The organism is Sphingobium lignivorans (genome assembly GCF_014203955.1).
GTDB classification, from domain to species: Bacteria; Pseudomonadota; Alphaproteobacteria; order Sphingomonadales; family Sphingomonadaceae; genus Sphingobium; species Sphingobium lignivorans.
The window spans coordinates 1007316-1025383 of the sequence record NZ_JACHKA010000001.1 but is presented as its reverse complement, the minus strand read 5'-3'; the positions used below and the strand labels follow the sequence as shown (position 1 = coordinate 1025383).

Genomic DNA, 18068 nt, shown 5'->3' with positions numbered 1-18068 from the left:
GCCGGGGCCGATGCACCCCGGCGAAAGCTACAGATTGGCGACCTTGTCGAGGTCGTCCAGGATTTCCCGGTGCGACACCGAGCGCGGAGGGGACTTGCCGCCGCCGCCCGAGGGATTGTCCCCGAGCATATCCTCGATGCTCCTGCGTGCGCGTGCTACCCGGCTCTTCATCGTGCCCACCGCACATTGCGCGATGTCGGCGGCTTCCTCGTAGCTGAAACCGCCCGCGCCCACGAGCAGCAAGGCCTCGCGCCGTTCTGGAGAAAGGCGCATCATGGCCGATCGCAGGTCGCCCATGTGAAGCCCATCCTCCTGGCTCGCCGACTGGCTGAGCAGCGTCTCGGCAAGATCGGGGTCATAGTCGCCCCGGAACCGATTGCGGCGCGCGTCGCTGAGATAGACATTGCGCAGGATCACGAATGTCCAGCTCCGGATGCTGGTGCCCGGCTGGAAGGACTCGCGCGCGGCCCAGGCCTTGAGCAACGCTTCCTGCACAAGATCGTCCGCGAAATCCGGACGGCCGCACAGACCGCGAGCAAAGGCGCGCAAGTGGGGGATCACCCCGGTGAGTTCGGCCCGAAAATCGAAGCCTTTCGCTTTATCAGCTCCGCTCACTGCTCTGATCCAGCCGCTTCAAAAGATCGATGAATTCGTCGGGAAGCTTTTCGTCGACGACTTCATCATACATCCGGCGAAGCCCGTCCGCCCAAACCGGCTTGTTGCCGGATTTGGGGGTCCGGGGCTCACCATCAGGAGAATCCGGCTTGCTGGACATAGCCCTTCTTGCACCCTCATGAGGGAAAATGTCGAGATGAGATTCCACGGTCTGACAAAAAGCCTCTATCTTATCAAATTCAAATGCTTGCGCAGCGATACGACCCACGTCTCAGGACGCGATCGCACGGAGCATCCACACATTTTCTTCATGCTTGCCAATGCGGGCCGTCAGCATGTCCGCAGTGAACACGTCGTCCGCATCCTCCGCGACCGAAACAGCCTTGCGCATGCGCTTCGCGACCGCCTCATTATCCTTGATGAGCGCACTGATCATATCCTCGGCGCTCGCGAGCGTGGTCTTGCTCTCGATGACACTGCGCTCGACGAAATCGCCAAAGGCAGCCGGGGCCAGATGACCCAGCGAGCGAATGCGCTCCGCGATCGCATCGATAGCGATGGCCAGATCCTCATACTGAGCTTCCGTCAGCTTATGGAGACCGAAGAAGCTGGGTCCGACGATGTTCCAGTGAACCCCGAGCGTCTTCAGATAAAGGGTGAAGCTGTCTGCCAGTGCTGTCGCAAGCGCGTCGGCCGTGGCGTCCATGCCCGCCCGATCGATTCCTGTGTCGAAAGATTGCTCCTTCGGCTTGGATTGCAGTGCGGCATTTGCCATTGGGGCTTCTCCTGTTGGCGGGACGGAAAGTGGAACGATCTCCATCCGAAAGAGTTCCAAAGCAGGCGGGAGGGATCAAATGGTTGGGGTAAATGAAGGGCTGGAAACCTGGGGAATGGGCAAAGGGTCGGTTTGACCGATGGCTGCGGGAATATCCACGCGCCACACCGATTGCCGTCTTTCTGATCGTACTCCTGTTGGTCGGGGCCAGTGCATGGTCCGTCGAACTGGCGACGAAACGCACAAATCGTGCCGCTGCTGAAGTACAGGCGGGAGAGATAGCGGGCGCGATCGAGCGTCAGGCTGCGACGACGCGCGCCTACCTGCAGTCCACCAGCGCGCTTTTCATGAGTTCGATGGACGTCTCCCCGGCTTTTTTCCAGGAATTCGTCGATCGCCTGCGGTTACCGAAACACTTGACCGGTGTGCTTGGCATGGGCTGGTCCGAGACCATCATGCCCGGTGACGTCGCGAAGGTCGAACGGCGGATGATCGAGCAGGGACATATCGACTTCCGCATCTATCCGAAGCCGCGGCGGGACGCGCGCCTGCTTCAGGTGATCACGATGCTTCAGCCTGAAACGCCGCCTAATCGAATAGCCCTCGGCTTCGACATGTACTCCGAAGCGCGGCGCGCTGCCGCCATGGATCGCGCGCGCCGCACCAATGCCGTCGCCGCGAGCGACCCGGTGCACCTCATTCAGGACGGCAACACTGCCAAGTCACCGGGCTTCCTCGTCTATATGCCCGTCCGCACGCTTGGACCCGAGAATCGGTTCAAGGGCTATGTCTACAGCCCCATCCGAACCCGGGAGTTCATTGCGGCCGCGGTCGAGACGCGCATGCCCGAGGAAGGCCGCGTCGATATCTATGATCTCACCTCGCAAGGGCAGGAGCTGATCTATACCTCCGGCAAGACCGGGCATTCTCTCGGATCGCCCGCAGAGCAGCGCCTTGCGGTCTTCGACCAGCAATGGCTGCTGCGCTATTACCCGCCCGGGGGCACATCACTCGGCCCCCTGACGCTCGTCGTGCTCGTCGGCGGAATCTCGTTCGCATTGCTGCTGCTGGCCTATATTCTCCTTGTCCAGCGCCGCAACGAGGATCTGGAGGCCCTTGTGTCGGCCCAGGCGGAACGAGAGACGGAACGCGCCGCGTTCGTTCGCGAACTCAATCACCGGGTGAAGAACTCGCTGGCCAACGTCACCTCGATCATTTCGCTGACCCGGCGCAATGCGGCGGACCTGAACAGCTTCACCGACAATCTTCTCGAGCGAGTGCGGGCCCTCGCCGCGAGCCACTCCCTGCTCGATGGGGCGCAATGGGGCCCCACGGATCTCAAGGGGCTGGTCGAGGCGCAGCTCAGCTCGCCTGCGCAAGCCGGCCGCATCCACATCGATGGCCCCAGCATCCTGATCTCGCCCAATGATGCGCTGTCAATCGGGCTCGCGCTGCACGAGCTGCTGACCAATGCCACCCGCTATGGCGCGCTCTCCACGGAAGACGGACGCGTCGACATCAGCTGGCATATCGCCGGCTCGGATCTGGTGGCGGTCTCATGGCGGGAAAGCGGCGGCCCGGCAGTGACGGAGCCGAAATCGCGTGGCTTCGGCCTCAACCTCATCCAGCGCGCGCTGGCTCAGGAGCTGGGCAGTCCGATCACGATCGAATTTGCGGAGAGTGGCTTGCGCTGCCAGTTCGCCATTCCCCTACGCAAGCCCAAGTCCTTCCGACTCCGGCAGTAGACCGGAGCCGGAACGGACGAAGTTTCAGCGAAGCGGAGCGGTCGACCCGAAAAAGGTCACCTGACCGATCGTCGCCCGCACGAAGTCGTCGCTGAACGGCTTGGTGATGAGGTAAGTCGGCTCCGGCCGCTCGCCGGTGAGCAGGCGCTCCGGGAAAGCCGTGATGAAGATCACCGGCACCGAGAACTTCGCCAGGATTTCGTTCACGGCGTCGATGCCCGAGCTTCCATCGGCGAGCTGGATGTCCGCCAGCACCAGACTGGGCCGGTGCGCATCGAACAGCTTGACCGCCTGAGCATGCGTGGCGGCCGTTCCCACGACATTGTGGCCCAGCGACGTCACGATTTCCTCGATCTGCAGGGCAATGAGAGGTTCGTCCTCGATAATGAGAACGTCCGTCCGGCTGCCTGCCTCGATCTCTGACAGCGCGTCGTCGATCAGCCCGGGAACATCCTGCGCAGGGCAATCCAGGATCTCGGCGATTTCCTCGGAGGAAAAATCCTCGATGGAGCTGAGCAGAAGCGCCTGTCGCGCCAGCGGCGTCACCAGTTCGAGACGGCTTGCCACTGTCGCCACCTCTTCCGAGCCGCTGCCCTCGACGGCGAGCTCGGCTCCGGCCGACGCATAGATTTTGGTAAAAGCGGAAAAAAGGCCGACGCGCGAGCTGGAGATGCTTTCGCGCAGGTCGGCATCGACAAGCGCGGCCTCGAGCAATTCACGCACGAACCCGTCACCCAGCGACTGCGAACCCGTCAACACGCGGGCATAACGCCGCAGATAGGGAAGCTGCCGCGCGATCAGATCCGAAAGAGCCATATTCTGGACCTCCATTCATTGGCCGGCGTCGCAAAAGGGCACGCCGACGCGGCGGGGGGCGTCCCCCGCGACCGCGCGAAATTAAGAGGGTACGGCCACATGCGACAACAGTTTTATTTTTTCATGGTCCGGGAACCGGGGCTTGGCAGGCGCGTTTCGACCACGTCAATTGGCATTCACCTGCCCCCGAAATGCCAATTGCCACCTGGCCGGTTCCCCGACCCTCCTCACCCCCCCAAAGTGTGGGAACCGGCCACTTCTTCCTCTCCCTGCAAACCCTTACAAGCGCTGGCCGCCCCGAAGTCTGGACGGAACCATGCATGCCGAGCGCCGTTTCCATCGGGAGACGTAACTCGCATGGAGATGGATATGAGCCGCCCAGCCCTGAAAATCGTTCCCCACGCAAATGGCCGTGATGCTTATGATCTTGTGCGCAGCAAAGCACATGATCTGAGGGTCGCGAGCATTCCCGCAGCGGCGGAGGCCGCCGAGAAGGCAGGCCAGGCCATCGCCAGCTTCGCCCTCTCGACCTCCCGATCCATGGCGAAATCGATCCGCGACGCCACGCCGAGCGCTGCCAGCGATGCCGCGAGCGAAGCGAAGGCAAAAGCGAAATCGGGTCTGGCGACGCTGGGCGCCGTGCCGGTGGTTCATCAGGCCGCTCGCTTCGTGCGGCGCAATCCCGTGCTGACAGCGGCCATCGCGGCCGGTGCGCTCACTCTGGGATATGCGGCGATGCGCTGGCAGGCCGGTGCGCGGGAAGACGCGGACGCGGACAGCGAACATTCGTCTGACGAAGCATAAGACTTCTGAAAAAGTCCAAGATCGCACTGGAACCACAATGCTCGCCGCTCGTTGAAGGCCCGCGATCTGGCATCTTCCGGCTATTTTATGCTGCTGGCCTGAAGGTGCCAGATCCCCATTCCTGAAGGCGATCCACAGCGGGACACCGAAATCACGCTGTTTCCCCTTCCGTCCTTGCGATCGGATACCCACATAGATTAACGGGATATTGGGTAGCGCTCCATAACGAGCGCCAGGGGGGTCGCATGATGGATGAGGAAGCAGTTGGCTGCATCCGCCGCGCCATGCGGGGAGAGCTGCCAATGGGAAGTGGGCGTTCATTCAGAAGGGCATGCTCGCGCAGGGAATTCCAAGACGCCGCAGTCCGATAGTGATGTTGCGACTGGGTTTCGAAGACTTCAACGCGACGGACCTGGACAGCCCGGGATCGCGCGCCGCGCCCGCCTCGCTTGCGGGACGGCTGACGAAGCGACTGCGCCCACCGCGCGCAAGCGCCCAGGCTACATCGCCGCTCCTCCGACCCGCGCAATTACCACTCCCCTTTGGTGACCCGGCCGGCGCCGACCTTGCTGCGGCCGAACCCCTCCTGTTTCGGGCCGCGCGGCGTATCGAACCCATATTGAGCTATGAGCAGGCGCGTTTCGACCAGATCGTGCCCGATGCGACGCCGCCGGACAGCTTGCCCAAGGATCGGCTCACGCTTCCGGGCGGCATGGGACTGGTGCTTTATGACGGTCCGGAGGGTGTTCTTGCGTTCGACTGGATGCAATGGGGAAAGCCCGATGCCGCGGGCAGCGACGAGATCCTCATCGATTCCACGGTACGCCTGAGCGAACTCGGAAAGTCATCCCGATCGCTGCGCCGGCTGGCGCAGCGGCGCTGCATCGTTCCCCTTACCCGCTACTCGGTGCCGGTGCGGGACGGCGAAATATGGACTCACCGCTGGGTGACGCCACTGAACGATCACATCACATGCGCGGCCGCCCTGTGGGTTGCCGATGGCCGGCAGAAACCCCGCTTTTCCATCGTGACGGAGGAGGACGAAAGCGGGACCACGCCGCTGCTGCTCTCCGAGGGCGATCTGCTGAACTGGCTGCGTGCTCCCGCCAAGGCGCTGGGCGGAATGACCCGTGCGGGGCGCACACAGCGATAAACTGCAAACTGCCACCGCGAATATCGCGGCCCTGCGACGCTCCGGTCATTCCCGGGCGAAGGCGATCAGCCGATCATATGATTTCCGGATATGCTCGCGCATGGCCTGCTCGGCCCCTTCGGCATCGCCCGCGGCGAGGGCTTCCACCAGCATCTCATGCTCCAGAAAGGCTTCCCTCGTCACTTCGCTGTGGCGGCGGAGGCGAAAGACATGAAAATGCGCGTGCAGGCGGGCGAGCGCTTCCTGGATGAGGTCGTTACCACTGGCGGCGGCGACCGCATCGTGCAGCTCGGAATCGAGGCGCGCGAAATCGTCATAGGATTGTGACGCCCTGTCGGGGCCCATCGCGCCGGAAAGCTGGCGCAGGCGCAGGGCGGCGTCCTGCGTCATCCGCTGCGCCGCGCGGCGCGCCGCATAGGGCTCCAGCAGCGCGCGAACTTCATACAGTTCGTCAAGCTGCCGGCGGCTGAGCTGGGGCGTGCTGCAATAGCCCGAATAGCGCCGCTTGGTGACCAGCCCCATCGCTTCCAGCATCGAAAGAGCTTCCCGGATCGGCGTCTGGGAAACACCCAGGTCGCGGGCGAGCTGGTCGATCGATATGCGGCTGTCCGGACGGATACGCAGGGACATGATATCTGAGCGGATGATGTTCAGCACTTCCTCGACGAAGCCTTGCGAACGCGGCAACCGCCGATCGTCCGCGTCTTCGCCCCCTCCCGTCACCTGGCTCGCCATCGTCGCTCGTCCGCTCGCCTCGTGGATGGATCAAATGATGTCGGGTCGCGCAGGCGCACGCAAGCCCCCGCGCCCGGCGCGCATTGCAGACCCGGCAATCCTGGCGCGGCCGCCATGCGCCCGGCAGCGGCAGCCGGCCAGGAGAGGCCAGTGCCTATTTCTCGTCGAGATTGGGATTCGTGATCGGCGTATCGCCTTCGAACAGGTGTTCGAAGCGCCGATAGGTGCACAGCCAGCGCTCGCCCACCTTGCGATACTTGTCCGTGGCGAGCGAAATGGTGATGGGTGCATGAGTGGGCAGAGGCTTCACCCCGTTGGCGGCGTAGAGATACAGATAGTTCGTCGCCTCGGCCGTATCCTCGCCCGTGAACCATGCACGGAAATTGCTGAAGCCATGTACGGCGAGGCGCGGCCCCTGAGCAACGCGCCAGTCGTAGAATTGCTGGATCTTGGCGACGCCTTCGTAGGACGCGAACTGGCCGTGGAACACCGCATCCTCGGTATAGTAAGCCGATGCGTTCCGGCCGCCATTGGTATCGATCTCGTGCCAGTAATCGGCAAGCTGGAGCGCGAGCTCTGCATTGAGTTTCAGCAGGTTGTCATGGGTCACGGATCGCCTCCCCTTTGTCTGGCCGGGGCCGCAAGGCCCGTCTGTCCCGCGCCTGCCAGTCGGCGGGCCTACCGTCTTGCCCTCAGCGGAAGCGACAGTTGCGCGCAGCGGTCTGTCCATAGCGGCGAAGCCTGCCGATCGCCCGGTTGGAACAGGCGCGGCGAGAGGCGCATTGCGCCCCCGCCCCGCTTTCCACTATCGCCCTGGAATGAACGATGAGGATGAAGACCCGACCGGCCCGCTCCACTGGCTGCGCGCGCGCCTGCACATCATCATCGGCATCGCGGGGCTCATCGCCTGGTTCGTGATGCTCTGGCTGATGTTCGGGGATGTTCTCTAGACAGCGTGGACAGATTTCCGGATCGATAAAGACGCCGCTATCTAGGCATTTCAAGCGAATATCAGATCTTCCGGATGCGACGCCATTGCTGCTGTTGCTCTTTCTCCCCTTGAGGGGAGAGAAACGGAGGCTTGTCAGCGTGCGACCTCCCCTCTCCCAACCCTCTCCCCTGAAGGGGAGAGGGCTACGGCCGCTCTCCACCTCATTCCTGCCGCTCACTCCGCATCAAGGGCGCCTGAGAACCGACGTTCATTCGGGCTGGAATTTATTCCCGTGCCCTGACCGAGCCGGTCCGCTCATGCGTCAGTCCAGATAAGCGATCGTGCGGATTTCGATGCTCTGGCGCGGCGGCGCATCGGGCGGCGAGGCAGGATCTTCGAACGCGCTGTGGCCGGTCCACTGCACCGCATCGGGATTGGAATCGAACAGGCGGAAGACGAAGGCTTCATCCGGCTGCATGCGCGGTGCGTAATACCAGCGATGTTCGGGATTATAGGCAAGGTTGAAGCCCCAGAGCGAACGGCGGCGCGCATCGCCCAGCCCGCCGCGGACCTCGCTCGGGAACAGATCCTCGGGTCGCACCGTGCTGGCATCGCACAGCGCCAGAGGCGATCGTTCGACCATGCGCAGCGGGCGCCAGATGTTGATGAGCATGTGCCGGCCGGCAAGGCGCCGTTCCGCTTCCTCCTGCGGCATCAGGTCCAGTGTAAAATCGCGCACTGTGCGCGCGCCATAATCCACATGCGCGCCGAAGGCCGGCAGATTGCCGTCGCCAGCTTCCCGCGCGTCGGTGCGCAGCATCGTGCCGAAAGTCACGACCCTGGCCGCGCCGGTCAGCCGCGTGATGAGCGCGACAGCTTCCTGCGCGAAGACGGCCTTCTTCTCCTCATCGGTCGGCGCGGCGGCAACGGCGGATTCCTCCCGCACGAGTAGGAAGCCGTTGCGATCGAAGGACAGCTGGTCTGCAAGCGGCCGCACATCGTGGATCGGCACGACATGCTCTTCCTTCGGCCAGTAGCTTTCCGCGCGATTGGCGGCATTGAACACCGCACTCTCGCCGCGAACCACATAATTCAGCCTGGCCATTACCGGGTCCATGGTCCCGTTGCTCCTCTCCGTTCGGCAAAGCTTCTAATGCTCATCAAACGACGCGCGCAACAGAGGGACGCGCCCAGTTCGCTCAGCGTCAACAAGATGCGGCGGAGGCCGATTGAATTCGCTGCGGCCCCACCATAGCGTGGCGAAAACGACGCGGCGGACGCGCGCGCAAGCGTCCGGAGGGATGAGGATGGCGACCAACTATGATCCGCGCAGGGCGCTCGGCGCACGGCCCATGCTTCCCGTCCAGTGGCTGATGATCCTCATTCCGGTCTGCATCAACATGGTGGATGGCTATGACATCCTCGCACTTGCCATGGCTGCCCCCGTGCTGGCCGACGAATGGGCGCTCGGGCCGGACGCACTGGGGGAATTGCTGAGCTTCAGCCTGGCCGGCATGGCGATCGGCGCGCTCGGCGTCTCGCCGGTCGCGGATACCAAGGGGCGGCGCCCGGCCATCCTGTTCTGCCTCGTGCTGATGAGCGCCGGCATGTTCGGCGCGGCGCTCAGCCACGGCTACTGGGGCATGGCGGTGTCACGTTTCGTGACCGGCATCGGGATTGGCGGCATGACGAGCACGGCCGGCGCCATCGCCATGGAATATGCATCGGACAAGCGCCGCGAATTCGCGCCCAGCGCGGTCGCTTCCGCCTATCCGGTCGGCACCATCATCGGGGGTTTCGTCGCCATCGCGGTGCTGGACGAATTCGGCTGGCGCGGCATCTTCTGGGTCGGCGGCATGCTTTCGGCGATCCTGCTGCCCGTCGCCTGGCTGTGGCTCCCCGAATCGCTCGATTTCCTGCTGACCCGCCAGCCCCGCGGCGCGCTGGCGAAGACCAACCGCGTCCTCAAGCGCCTCCGACTGCCGCCGCTCGAGGTTCTGCCGCCGGTCGCGGCAAGCGCCCATGACGGCGCGGCGTCGATCCGGGAGATTTCCACGCCCGAGCATCGCGGGCAGCTGCTCCTCCTGTGCATCGCGCATCCGCTCAACATGTTTTCCTTCTATTTCATCATCAACTGGGCGACCAAATGGGTGACCGAGCTGGGCCTCTCGACTGCCGCCGGCATTTCCTACTCCATCTATGTTTCGGTCGGCGGCATCGCGGGCGGACTTGTGGCCGGGTGGATCGCCGGGCGCGTGGGCGTGAAGCGGCTCACCGTCGTCACGCTCTGTGGCATGGCGGCGATGATCATTCTGTTCGGACTTCTGCCACCTGTCCTACCCCTCCTCGTGGGCAACGCCCTTCTGCTCGGCGCCATGTTGTTCGGTTCCGCCTGCGGTTGCTGGCTGACCATCGCTTATGCGTTCCCGCCTCAACTGCGGGCGACTGGCCTCGGCATCGCCAGCACGGTCGGCCGGGTTGGCTCGATCTTCGGCCCGCTGACGGCCGGTTATCTGCTTGCTGCCGGACTGGGCAAACCGCTGATCTGCGTGTTGCTCGCCATTCCGGCGGTGCTGGCGGCCATCATCTTCTCGACGGCGCGACGCTATCCCTCCGCGAGCGCGTGAACGGTGCTGCGCGGACCGACCTCGCTGCGGTGACGCCGCCTACCCTAGCCCGCCCGAAGAACTTGGTCTAAGAAGAGCCGATGGCCGGACTCTCGACGCCCGAAACCCATCTTGTCGCAGCGATCCGGGATCGACAGAGCGCCATGGCCGCGCAGGTCGTGGCGTGGGCGCAGATCAACTCCGGCAGTCGCAATCTCGATGGACTGGCACAGATGCGCGCCCGCATCGCCGATGCTCTCTCGCCGATTGCCGACAGCGTGGAGACATGCGAACCGGACCCGGTGACGACACTGGCCGAGGACGGCACGCAGGTGCCCGTGCCCCATGGCGCGAATCTGCTCGCCCGCAAGCGCCCGGCGGCGAACCGGCGGATGATCCTGACCGGGCACATGGATACGGTGTTTCCGCCCGACCATCCATTCCAGTCCTGCCGGATGCTCGATGCGAGCACGATGAACGGCCCCGGCACGGCGGACATGAAGGGCGGGCTCATCGTCATGATCGAGGCCCTGGTGGCCCTGGAGGCAACGAACGCCATTCCCGGCCTCGGCTGGGATGTCGTGGTGAACGCGGACGAGGAAGTCGCCTCGCTCGGCTCCGCGGCCCTGCTGCGCGAGGTGGCGCGGCGCTGTCAGATCGGCATGACCTTCGAGCCCTCGGTAACACCGGAAGGCCGCCTTGCGAGCGCGCGGCGCGGAAGCGGCAATTTCCTCGCCGCACTCGCCGGACGATCCGCCCATGCCGGGCGCAATCCGCAGGATGGGCGCAACGCGCTCGTCGCCGCGGCCGATCTCGCCCTGCGGCTGGATGCCCTGAAGCGCAGCATTCCCGGTCTCACGGTCAATGTCGCGCGGCTGAGCGGCGGGGGCGCGAACAATGTGGTGCCCGACAAGGCGATGCTGAGCTGGAACATGCGTCCGCTGGACCTGGAGGCCCAGCAGAAGGCCGACCATGCCATGGGGGAGATCATCGCCTCAATCGCGCGGGAGCATGAGGTCACCATCAGCCTGTCCGGCGGTTTTGCTCGTCCGCCCAAGCCCTTCGATGCACGGCACGAGGCGCTGTTCATGCTCGTGCGCGATGCGGGCGCGGACCTTGGCCTCCCTATCGACTGGCAGCCCAGTGGCGGCGTATGCGATGGCAACAACATCGCGGCCGAGAATGTGGTGGTGGTCGACACGATGGGCGTGCGCGGCGGGAGCATCCACACGGCGGACGAATTTCTCATCGTCGACTCGCTGAGCGAACGCGCCGCGCTCGCCGCTATCACGATATTGCGCATTGCCGAAGGGCGGCTCGATGCCGCGCTCGGCCTCAAGGGGGAGATTGCATGACCGAAGGCTGGCTCGTTCGTCCGGCGACCGTGGAGGATCTCGACGCGGTATATGATCTGGCCGGCCAGACCGGCCCGGGCTTCACCAACCTTCCCCATGACCGCGACGCCCTGCGTCTGCGCCTGGAGCGCAGCCAGCGGGCTTTCGAGGCAGATCTGAGCAGCGGACCGGATGATGAGCTCTACATGTTCGTGCTCGAGAACGCGGCCACCGGCGAGATCGGCGGCACCGCGCTCATCTTCTCCAGCGTCGGTACCAAGAAGCCCTTCTACAGCTACAAGATCACGCGCCTCTCCCAGTACAGCCGCCAGCTCGAGCGCATCGTCACCACCAATGTCCTCAACCTCGTGAACGACTTTGCCGGGGCGAGCGAAGTGGGTGGCCTGTTCCTCGTTCCCGCGCTGCGGCGCTCGGGGCTGGGGGTGCTGCTGGCGCGCAGCCGCTACATGTTCATGGCGCTGCATCGCGAACGCTTCGGCGAGCAGGTGCTGACCGAGCTTCGCGGCTTTCAGGAGCCGGAAGGCTATTCGCCCTTCTGGGAAGGGCTCACGAAGCGCTTCTTCAATCTGGAATTCGCGGAGGCGGACCGCTTCCATGCCCTGAACGGCAACCAGTTCATCGCCGACCTGATGCCCAAATATCCCATCTACACCATCCTGCTTTCCGAAGAGGCGCAGAACGCCATCGGCAAGCCGCACAAGAGCGGGGCCGCCGCCATGCGACTGCTGGAAGCGGAGGGTTTCCGCCATGATGGCTATGTGGACCTGTTCGACGCCGGCCCGACCATGCGGGCTCAGGTGGGCGACCTGCGCACCGTGAAGGACAGCGCGAGCGCGATGATCCAGACCGATGAGGCGGATGGCGAGGGCGCCACGCGCATGCTGCTTGCCACGGGGCGGCTGCTCGACTTCCGGGCATGGCGCGGGAAAGGCCGCACGCGTGACGAGGGAGAGACCTTGTGCCTGCCGCCCGACTGCATGAAGCTCGGGCGCCTGCGCGAAGGCGATTTCGCGCTTTACGTGCCGACGCCGTGACGGGAGATCATCGACATGCGTGAGCTTGTTTCCACCGATCCCTGCACCGGAACCGTCGTCTGGCGTGGCCCCGTCAGTGATGCGGCGGCCGTCGATGCCGCCGTTGCGCGCGCCCGCGCCGCGCAACCGGTGTGGGAAACGCGACCGATCGAGGAGCGTATCGCTATCCTGCGGGCCTATGCCGCGCGCGTGAAGGCGCGGGCGGAGGACGTGGCGCGCATCATTTCCCGCGAGACGGGTAAGCCCTTGTGGGAAACCCGGACGGAAGCGGCCAGCGTCGCTGCCAAGGTCGAGATTTCCATCACCGCGCAGGCGGACAGGGCGGGCGAGACACTCATCGACGCCAACGGGGTGACGCAGGCGGTGCGGCATCGCGCGCATGGCGTCCTTGCCGTGCTTGGCCCCTATAATTTCCCGGCGCACCTGCCCAACGGCCATATCGTGCCCGCCCTGCTCGCGGGAAATAGCGTCGTCTTCAAGCCGAGCGAACTGGCCCCCGCAACGGCGCAGCTCACCGGCGAACTCTGGCGTGAGGCGGGCCTGCCCGAAGGCGTGCTGGAGATCGTGCAGGGCGATGGCGAGACCGGCAAGGCGCTGGCGAGCCACCCCGGCACCAACGGACTGCTGTTCACCGGCAGCTCGACCACCGGCAAGCTTCTCGCCCGCCAGTTCGCGGAGACACCGGGGCGTATCCTCGCGCTCGAGATGGGCGGCAACAACCCGCTGCTGGTCTGGGATCTGCCGGCGGATGGCATCGAAGCTGCCGTCGCGCTCATCGTCCAGTCCGGCTGGCTCTCCGCCGGGCAGCGCTGCACTTGCGCGCGCCGGCTGATCGTGCAGGAGAGCCTTGCCGGCACTTTGATCCCGCGGATCGCGGAAACGCTCGACCGGTTGATCGTGGGCGCGCCATTCGACGAGCCGCAACCCTTCATGGGGCCGGTGGTGGACAATCGCGCAGCGGACATGGTCGAGCGCCGTGTCGCCGACCTGCTGGCGCTGGGCGGGCAACCGATCCGCCCGCTGCTCCGCCGCGCGCCCGATCTGCCGTTCCTGACACCGGCCCTGATCGACATGACCGGCATCGAGGGTGCGCCGGACGAGGAGATTTTCGGCCCCGTCGTGCAGCTCTACCGGGAGACGGATTTCGATGCCGCCGTCGCGCGTGCCAATGCGACGCGCTTCGGCCTGTCCGCCGCGATGCTGGGCGGAACGCGTGCGCTGTTCGACAGGTTCCGCACGCAGACCCGGGCCGGCGTCGTCAACTGGAACCGGCCGACCAACGGCGCCAGCTCGGCCCAGCCATTCGGCGGCGCTGGGGACAGCGGCAACCTGCGGCCGAGCGCTTATTATGCAGCCGATTATTGCGCATGGCCCGTCGCGGGGATGGAAGCCGCCGCCATCGAGGGTACGCTCGGTGTGGGGCTGAAGGGGTGAACATGCTCCGGCAAGGCTCGCCCTTCCCCTCCGGTCGATCAGGTGCCTGAAAACGTGACGGCGCCGCCTCCCTTTCGCGAAGTCAACTTCGATGGCCTGATCGGCCCCAGCCATAATTATGCCGGGCTCAGCCTTGGCAATCTCGCAGCGACCATGCATGCCGGGCAGGTTTCCCGCCCCCGGCAGGCGGCGCTGGAGGGTCTCGCCAAGATGCGGCTCATGCTTTCGCTGGGGCTGGGACAGGGCTTCTTCCTTCCGCATGAGCGCCCCGATGTCGGCTGGCTGCGCCGCTTCGGCTTCGACGGCAGCGATCATCAGGTCTGCGCGAAGGCCTGGGCGGAGGAGCCACTGCTGTTCGTGCAGGCGACCAGCGCTTCACCCATGTGGGCCGCCAACGCCGCAACCGTGTCCCCCGCGCCGGACACCGCCGACGGGCGCGTTCATTTCACGCCGGCCAATCTCTCCACCATGGCGCATCGCAGCCATGAATGGCCCGAGACGCTGGCGCAGCTGCGCCGCATCTTCGCCGATCCCCGCTTCTTCGCCGTGCACGGTCCCATTCCCGGGCGCTTTGGCGACGAAGGCGCGGCCAACTTCATGCGGCTGGCGGCACCCGCTCATGATCCGGGCATCGAGATCATGGTCTATGGAGAGCCGGGCGGTCCCTTCCCGGCCCGCCAGTCAGCCGAAGCCTGCCGCGCAATCTTCCGCGCCCATGGCGTGGAGGATGGCCTCATCGTCCAGCAATCCCCGCGTGCCATCGCGGCAGGGGCCTTTCACAACGATGTCGTGGCCGTGGCGCATGAGAACATCCTGTTCGCCCATGAACATGCCTTTGCCGACAAGGCCGCCCTCTATGGCGCCATCGAGGCGCGCTGCCCGGATGTGGTGATCCTGGAAGTCGCGGCGAACGAGGTGTCGCTGGAGGATGCCATTGCATCCTATCTGTTCAACTCGCAGCTGGTCACCTTGCCGGATGGCAGCCGCACGCTCGTCGTCCCGATGGAATGCGCGGAGACAGTCTCGGTCAAGACATGGATCGACGCCAATGTCGGCGCCAATGGCCCCATCCATGGCGTGCGGTTCGTCGACGTGCGCGAGTCCATGCATAATGGCGGCGGTCCCGCTTGCCTGCGACTGCGCGTGCTGCTGTCCGCGCAGGCCGAACGCGCTGTCCACCCTGCTCATCTGCTCGACGAGCGAAGCGCCGACCGTCTCGAGCGGATTATTACGGCGCACTGGCCCGCGCAGCTTTCCCTGCCCGATCTGGCGCTCCCGCAGACCTGGAACGCCATCGAACATGCCCGGACCACTCTGCTCGACGCGCTTGAGGAGCCTCTGACATGACTGCTTCCCATTTCGTTCCGGCCGACGACATCCGGCTGGCCTTCTCGGATGCGATGTCCCGCATGTATCGCCAGGAAGTACCACTTTACGGTGATTTGCTGGACATCGTTTCCACCACGAACGAGCAGGTGCTGGCGGCCGATCCCGCCCTGCGCGCTGCTCTGAGCGCCAATGGCGAACTGGATCGGCTCAATGCCGAGCGTCATGGCGCCATCCGGGTGGGCACGGCAGCGGAACTCGCGCTCATGCGCCGCCTGTTCGCGGTCATGGGCATGGTGCCGGTCGGCTATTACGATCTGGCCGCGGCTGGCCTGCCGGTGCACTCCACCGCCTTTCGTCCGATCGACAATGCCGCGCTCTCGCGCTGCGCGTTCCGGATATTCTGTTCGCTGCTGCGCATCGACCTCATCGCGGACCCGGCGCTGCGCGACCGCGCCGGCGAGATCCTCGCCCGGCGCCGTATCGTCACCGATGGCGCGCTGATGATGATCGAGCGGTTCGAGGCGGATGGCGGCCTGACGGCGGAAGATGCCGAGGCGTTCGTCCTGGAAGCACTCGAGACCTTTCGCTGGCATGGCGAAGCGCTGGTGGACCACGCGACCTATCGCGCCTTTCACGACACGCATCGCCTGATCGCCGATATCGTCTGCTTCCGCGGCCCCCATATCAATCATCTGACGCCGCGCGCACTCGACATCGATGCCGTGCAGGCCGAGATGGTCGCGCGTGGTATTCGTGCCAAGCCGCTGATCGAGGGGCCGCCACGCCGCGACGTGCCGATCCTGCTGCGGCAGACCAGCTTTCAGGCACTGGAGGAGCCGATCCTGTTCCGCGAAGGAGACGATGCGGTGCAGGGCGCCCACACGGCCCGTTTCGGCGAGATCGAGCAGCGCGGCATCGCGCTGACGCCGGCCGGGCGCGCGCTTTATGACGAGATTCTTGCGGATGTGGAGGCGGCCCGCGCCGATGCGGGCGATTATCAGGCGCGCCTCGCCGCTGCTTTCGCGCGCTTCCCTGACGATCTCGAAACGATCCGCCGGCACGGCCTGGCTTATTTCACTTATGCCCGCTCCCCGGCCCTGGGCGAAGGCCCATTGCCGGCCGGATCGCCCGAAGCTCTGGTGGAGGCCGGCCATCTGGTCGCCACGCCGATCACTTATGAGGACTTCCTGCCCATCAGCGCGGCCGGCATCTTCCGATCGAACCTGAGCGGCGCAGCGGAAAGCGAGCTCGCCGCACAGTCGTCACAGGCGGGCTTCGAAGCGGCGCTCGGCGCCAGCTGCCTCGATCCGTTCGGCCTCTACCTCGATCAAGAGCAGGATTCGCTCGACGCGCTGGAGAAGCCAATCCCTGAGGGCGCTGGCACGCCGGGGAAGTGAGGCCCAGCGCGCAACGTCATCCGACCGATTCAGCCGGAGCCCGACGCCCAAGTCTTCTCAGAAAATCCCGTTATCATGAGGCAATCGCTCGGGAATTTCCTGGACGACTTCCCAATGCTCGCACACTTTCCCGTCAGCGCCATGTCGGAAGATATCGACGATATTCATGCCCGGGTCGCCGGGATGGCGGACGGTATGGATATGAAAGATGGTGACGTCGCCGTCTGCATAACGTGCCTTGATGCGGATATCGACGTCGGGAAATCCCGCCCGGCGATCATCCAGAAAGGCGCGAAGCCCCTCGCGTCCGCCACTCGCCGCCGTGCTGTGCTGGATATAATCCTCCGCGATGAAGCGATCGACGTGACGCGAATCGAACTTCATCAGCATGTCGCGATACATGGCGGTCGCGATGGCCAGATTGCGGGCTTCGGTCTCGCTGTGCTTCATGGCGACCGGCTCCCCGATGTCCCTACTTTTCGATGTTCATCGTGGGACGGCCCTGCTCGTCGGCGGCGTCGCGATTATTCTCCTCGCAGACATATTCGCGGATCTGCCAGTCGCGCTTGCGCTGATAGGCCTGGGTGACGCGAAAGGGCTCGGCGAAGATGGCCGGATCGGTAATGATCGTCTCCACGGTCATCTCGTCCGGCGCGGTCAGGAAAAAGCGCTCGCGGATGCGGGTATTCTCGGTGGGATGCACGCCTTCCATCAGGCTGGTGATGGGATTGAGGCCATTCGTGTCCACGACCAGCACATCCCCCTCCCACCGGCCAACCGACCAGCCATTGAAGGCGGGGTCGGGATCGTCCGGCAATGCGCGCCCGTCCGTGTAGATGCGGCGTACCTGGCTGAACGTCTCGTGCAGAATGGTCACCCGACCGGGCGAGAAGAGGAATTCGATCGGATAGGGCTGGCGCATGATGCCGGGCATGCCGGTAGGGCGGCAATTGGCGGCTGCGCTCTGGAGATTCTCGCCATGCTGCTTGCGCGCATTGAAAGCCTCCACTGCCTTCGCCATCTCCGGCGTGAACTGAGGCTTGGTGCCGGCGCCGAACAACCGCGACCAGTCCGGCTGCCAGACCCCGATCGTCCAGTCGGGCAGATCATTGAGCGAAGAATAGTCCGGCCGGCTCTTCGCCGCGTCATCCTGCGCAAAGGCAGACGTCACTGGCCCTGCCCCGACCGCGAGCCAGACCGCCAGCGCGGCAGCGAATGCCGGGATGCTTCTCTGCATGGCAGGCTTCATGCGTCCTCCCTCACCGACGCCGTGCGTTTGCGCGCGTTCCTGATCCGGTGCGCCTGCATAGTGGATTCCCTCAACTGCGAGTCAAGCGTC

19 protein-coding genes are annotated in these 18068 nt (G+C 64.9%); 10 read left to right on the top strand and 9 right to left on the bottom strand.

What is annotated here, in order from left to right; translation table 11 throughout:
- Window positions 1-27: 27 nt before the first annotated feature.
- Genes HNP60_RS04790 through HNP60_RS04780 form a run of 3 tightly spaced genes read right to left on the bottom strand, consistent with a single transcriptional unit; the run spans window position 28 to window position 1390 of the window.
- Window positions 28-615, bottom strand: coding sequence for a sigma-70 family RNA polymerase sigma factor (locus tag HNP60_RS04790; RefSeq protein ID WP_014075332.1), 588 nt, complete (start codon window positions 613-615; stop codon window positions 28-30).
- Window positions 602-883 carry a NepR family anti-sigma factor gene (locus HNP60_RS20155; RefSeq protein WP_338056691.1) on the bottom strand — a complete coding sequence of 94 codons (282 nt, stop codon included), beginning with the start codon at window positions 881-883 and terminating at the stop codon, window positions 602-604. Before HNP60_RS20155 ends, HNP60_RS04790 begins: the two co-directional genes overlap by 14 nt.
- 3 nt (window positions 884-886) lie before the next feature.
- The gene (locus HNP60_RS04780; RefSeq protein WP_184150854.1) at window positions 887-1390 is read right to left on the bottom strand and encodes a Dps family protein; all 504 of its coding nucleotides are present in this window, start codon (window positions 1388-1390) and stop codon (window positions 887-889) included.
- A 197-nt stretch (window positions 1391-1587) separates the two neighbouring features.
- Between HNP60_RS04780 and HNP60_RS04775 the strand changes: the two genes are divergently transcribed.
- Window positions 1588-3135: a CHASE domain-containing protein gene (locus HNP60_RS04775; RefSeq protein WP_184150851.1), complete on the top strand. Its 1548-nt coding sequence runs from the start codon at window positions 1588-1590 to the stop codon at window positions 3133-3135.
- 24 nt (window positions 3136-3159) lie between these two features.
- Here the strand turns inward: HNP60_RS04775 and HNP60_RS04770 are convergent, their stop codons facing one another.
- Entirely contained in the window at window positions 3160-3951 is a 792-nt protein-coding gene (locus tag HNP60_RS04770) for a response regulator (RefSeq protein ID WP_014075328.1), read from the bottom strand.
- A 369-nt stretch (window positions 3952-4320) separates the two neighbouring features.
- Between HNP60_RS04770 and HNP60_RS04765 the strand changes: the two genes are divergently transcribed.
- Together HNP60_RS04765 and HNP60_RS04760 are read left to right on the top strand one after the other, a co-directional pair.
- A complete protein-coding gene (locus tag HNP60_RS04765; protein ID WP_184150831.1) occupies window positions 4321-4755 on the top strand; it encodes a hypothetical protein in 435 nt (144 codons plus the stop codon).
- Between the two features lie 619 nt (window positions 4756-5374).
- Window positions 5375-5908: a hypothetical protein gene (locus HNP60_RS04760; RefSeq protein WP_184150828.1), complete on the top strand. Its 534-nt coding sequence runs from the start codon at window positions 5375-5377 to the stop codon at window positions 5906-5908.
- Between the two features lie 45 nt (window positions 5909-5953).
- On the opposite strand, the gene HNP60_RS04755 is transcribed toward HNP60_RS04760, so the two are convergent.
- Both HNP60_RS04755 and HNP60_RS04750 read right to left on the bottom strand, forming a co-directional pair.
- Window positions 5954-6643, bottom strand: coding sequence for a GntR family transcriptional regulator (locus HNP60_RS04755; RefSeq protein WP_014075325.1), 690 nt, complete (start codon window positions 6641-6643; stop codon window positions 5954-5956).
- A gap of 154 nt (window positions 6644-6797) precedes the next feature.
- Entirely contained in the window at window positions 6798-7253 is a 456-nt protein-coding gene (locus tag HNP60_RS04750; protein WP_184150825.1) for a nuclear transport factor 2 family protein, read from the bottom strand.
- A gap of 208 nt (window positions 7254-7461) precedes the next feature.
- Between HNP60_RS04750 and HNP60_RS19860 the strand changes: the two genes are divergently transcribed.
- Complete coding sequence (locus HNP60_RS19860) at window positions 7462-7593, top strand: hypothetical protein (RefSeq protein ID WP_014075323.1); 132 nt, start codon at window positions 7462-7464, stop codon at window positions 7591-7593.
- A gap of 303 nt (window positions 7594-7896) precedes the next feature.
- Here the strand turns inward: HNP60_RS19860 and HNP60_RS04745 are convergent, their stop codons facing one another.
- Window positions 7897-8679: a CmcJ/NvfI family oxidoreductase gene (locus tag HNP60_RS04745; protein WP_184150822.1), complete on the bottom strand. Its 783-nt coding sequence runs from the start codon at window positions 8677-8679 to the stop codon at window positions 7897-7899.
- A 202-nt stretch (window positions 8680-8881) separates the two neighbouring features.
- On the opposite strand from HNP60_RS04745, the gene HNP60_RS04740 reads away from it, so the two are divergent.
- From HNP60_RS04740 to hglS, 6 genes are all read left to right on the top strand, one after another.
- A complete protein-coding gene (locus tag HNP60_RS04740) occupies window positions 8882-10201 on the top strand; it encodes an MFS transporter (RefSeq protein WP_184150819.1) in 1320 nt (439 codons plus the stop codon).
- Between the two features lie 80 nt (window positions 10202-10281).
- Entirely contained in the window at window positions 10282-11535 is a 1254-nt protein-coding gene (locus HNP60_RS04735; protein WP_184150816.1) for a hydrolase, read from the top strand.
- Window positions 11532-12569 (top strand): arginine N-succinyltransferase, encoded by a 1038-nt coding sequence (locus tag HNP60_RS04730; RefSeq protein WP_184150813.1) that lies wholly within the window; start codon window positions 11532-11534, stop codon window positions 12567-12569. Before HNP60_RS04735 ends, HNP60_RS04730 begins: the two co-directional genes overlap by 4 nt.
- Window positions 12570-12584: 15 nt before the next feature.
- Complete coding sequence (gene astD, locus HNP60_RS04725) at window positions 12585-14003, top strand: succinylglutamate-semialdehyde dehydrogenase (RefSeq protein ID WP_184150809.1); 1419 nt, start codon at window positions 12585-12587, stop codon at window positions 14001-14003.
- 54 nt (window positions 14004-14057) lie between these two features.
- On the top strand, window positions 14058-15350 hold the full coding sequence (locus HNP60_RS04720) for an N-succinylarginine dihydrolase (protein WP_184150806.1): 1293 nt from the start codon (window positions 14058-14060) through the stop codon (window positions 15348-15350).
- Window positions 15347-16729: a 2-oxoadipate dioxygenase/decarboxylase HglS gene (gene hglS, locus HNP60_RS04715; RefSeq protein WP_184150803.1), complete on the top strand. Its 1383-nt coding sequence runs from the start codon at window positions 15347-15349 to the stop codon at window positions 16727-16729. Before HNP60_RS04720 ends, hglS begins: the two co-directional genes overlap by 4 nt.
- 57 nt (window positions 16730-16786) lie before the next feature.
- On the opposite strand, the gene HNP60_RS04710 is transcribed toward hglS, so the two are convergent.
- Both HNP60_RS04710 and HNP60_RS04705 read right to left on the bottom strand, forming a co-directional pair.
- Complete coding sequence (locus tag HNP60_RS04710) at window positions 16787-17179, bottom strand: nuclear transport factor 2 family protein (protein ID WP_014075315.1); 393 nt, start codon at window positions 17177-17179, stop codon at window positions 16787-16789.
- A gap of 22 nt (window positions 17180-17201) precedes the next feature.
- Window positions 17202-17966, bottom strand: a complete 765-nt coding sequence (locus HNP60_RS04705) for a hypothetical protein (RefSeq protein WP_184150800.1) — start codon at window positions 17964-17966, stop codon at window positions 17202-17204.
- Window positions 17967-18068: the final 102 nt, after the last annotated feature.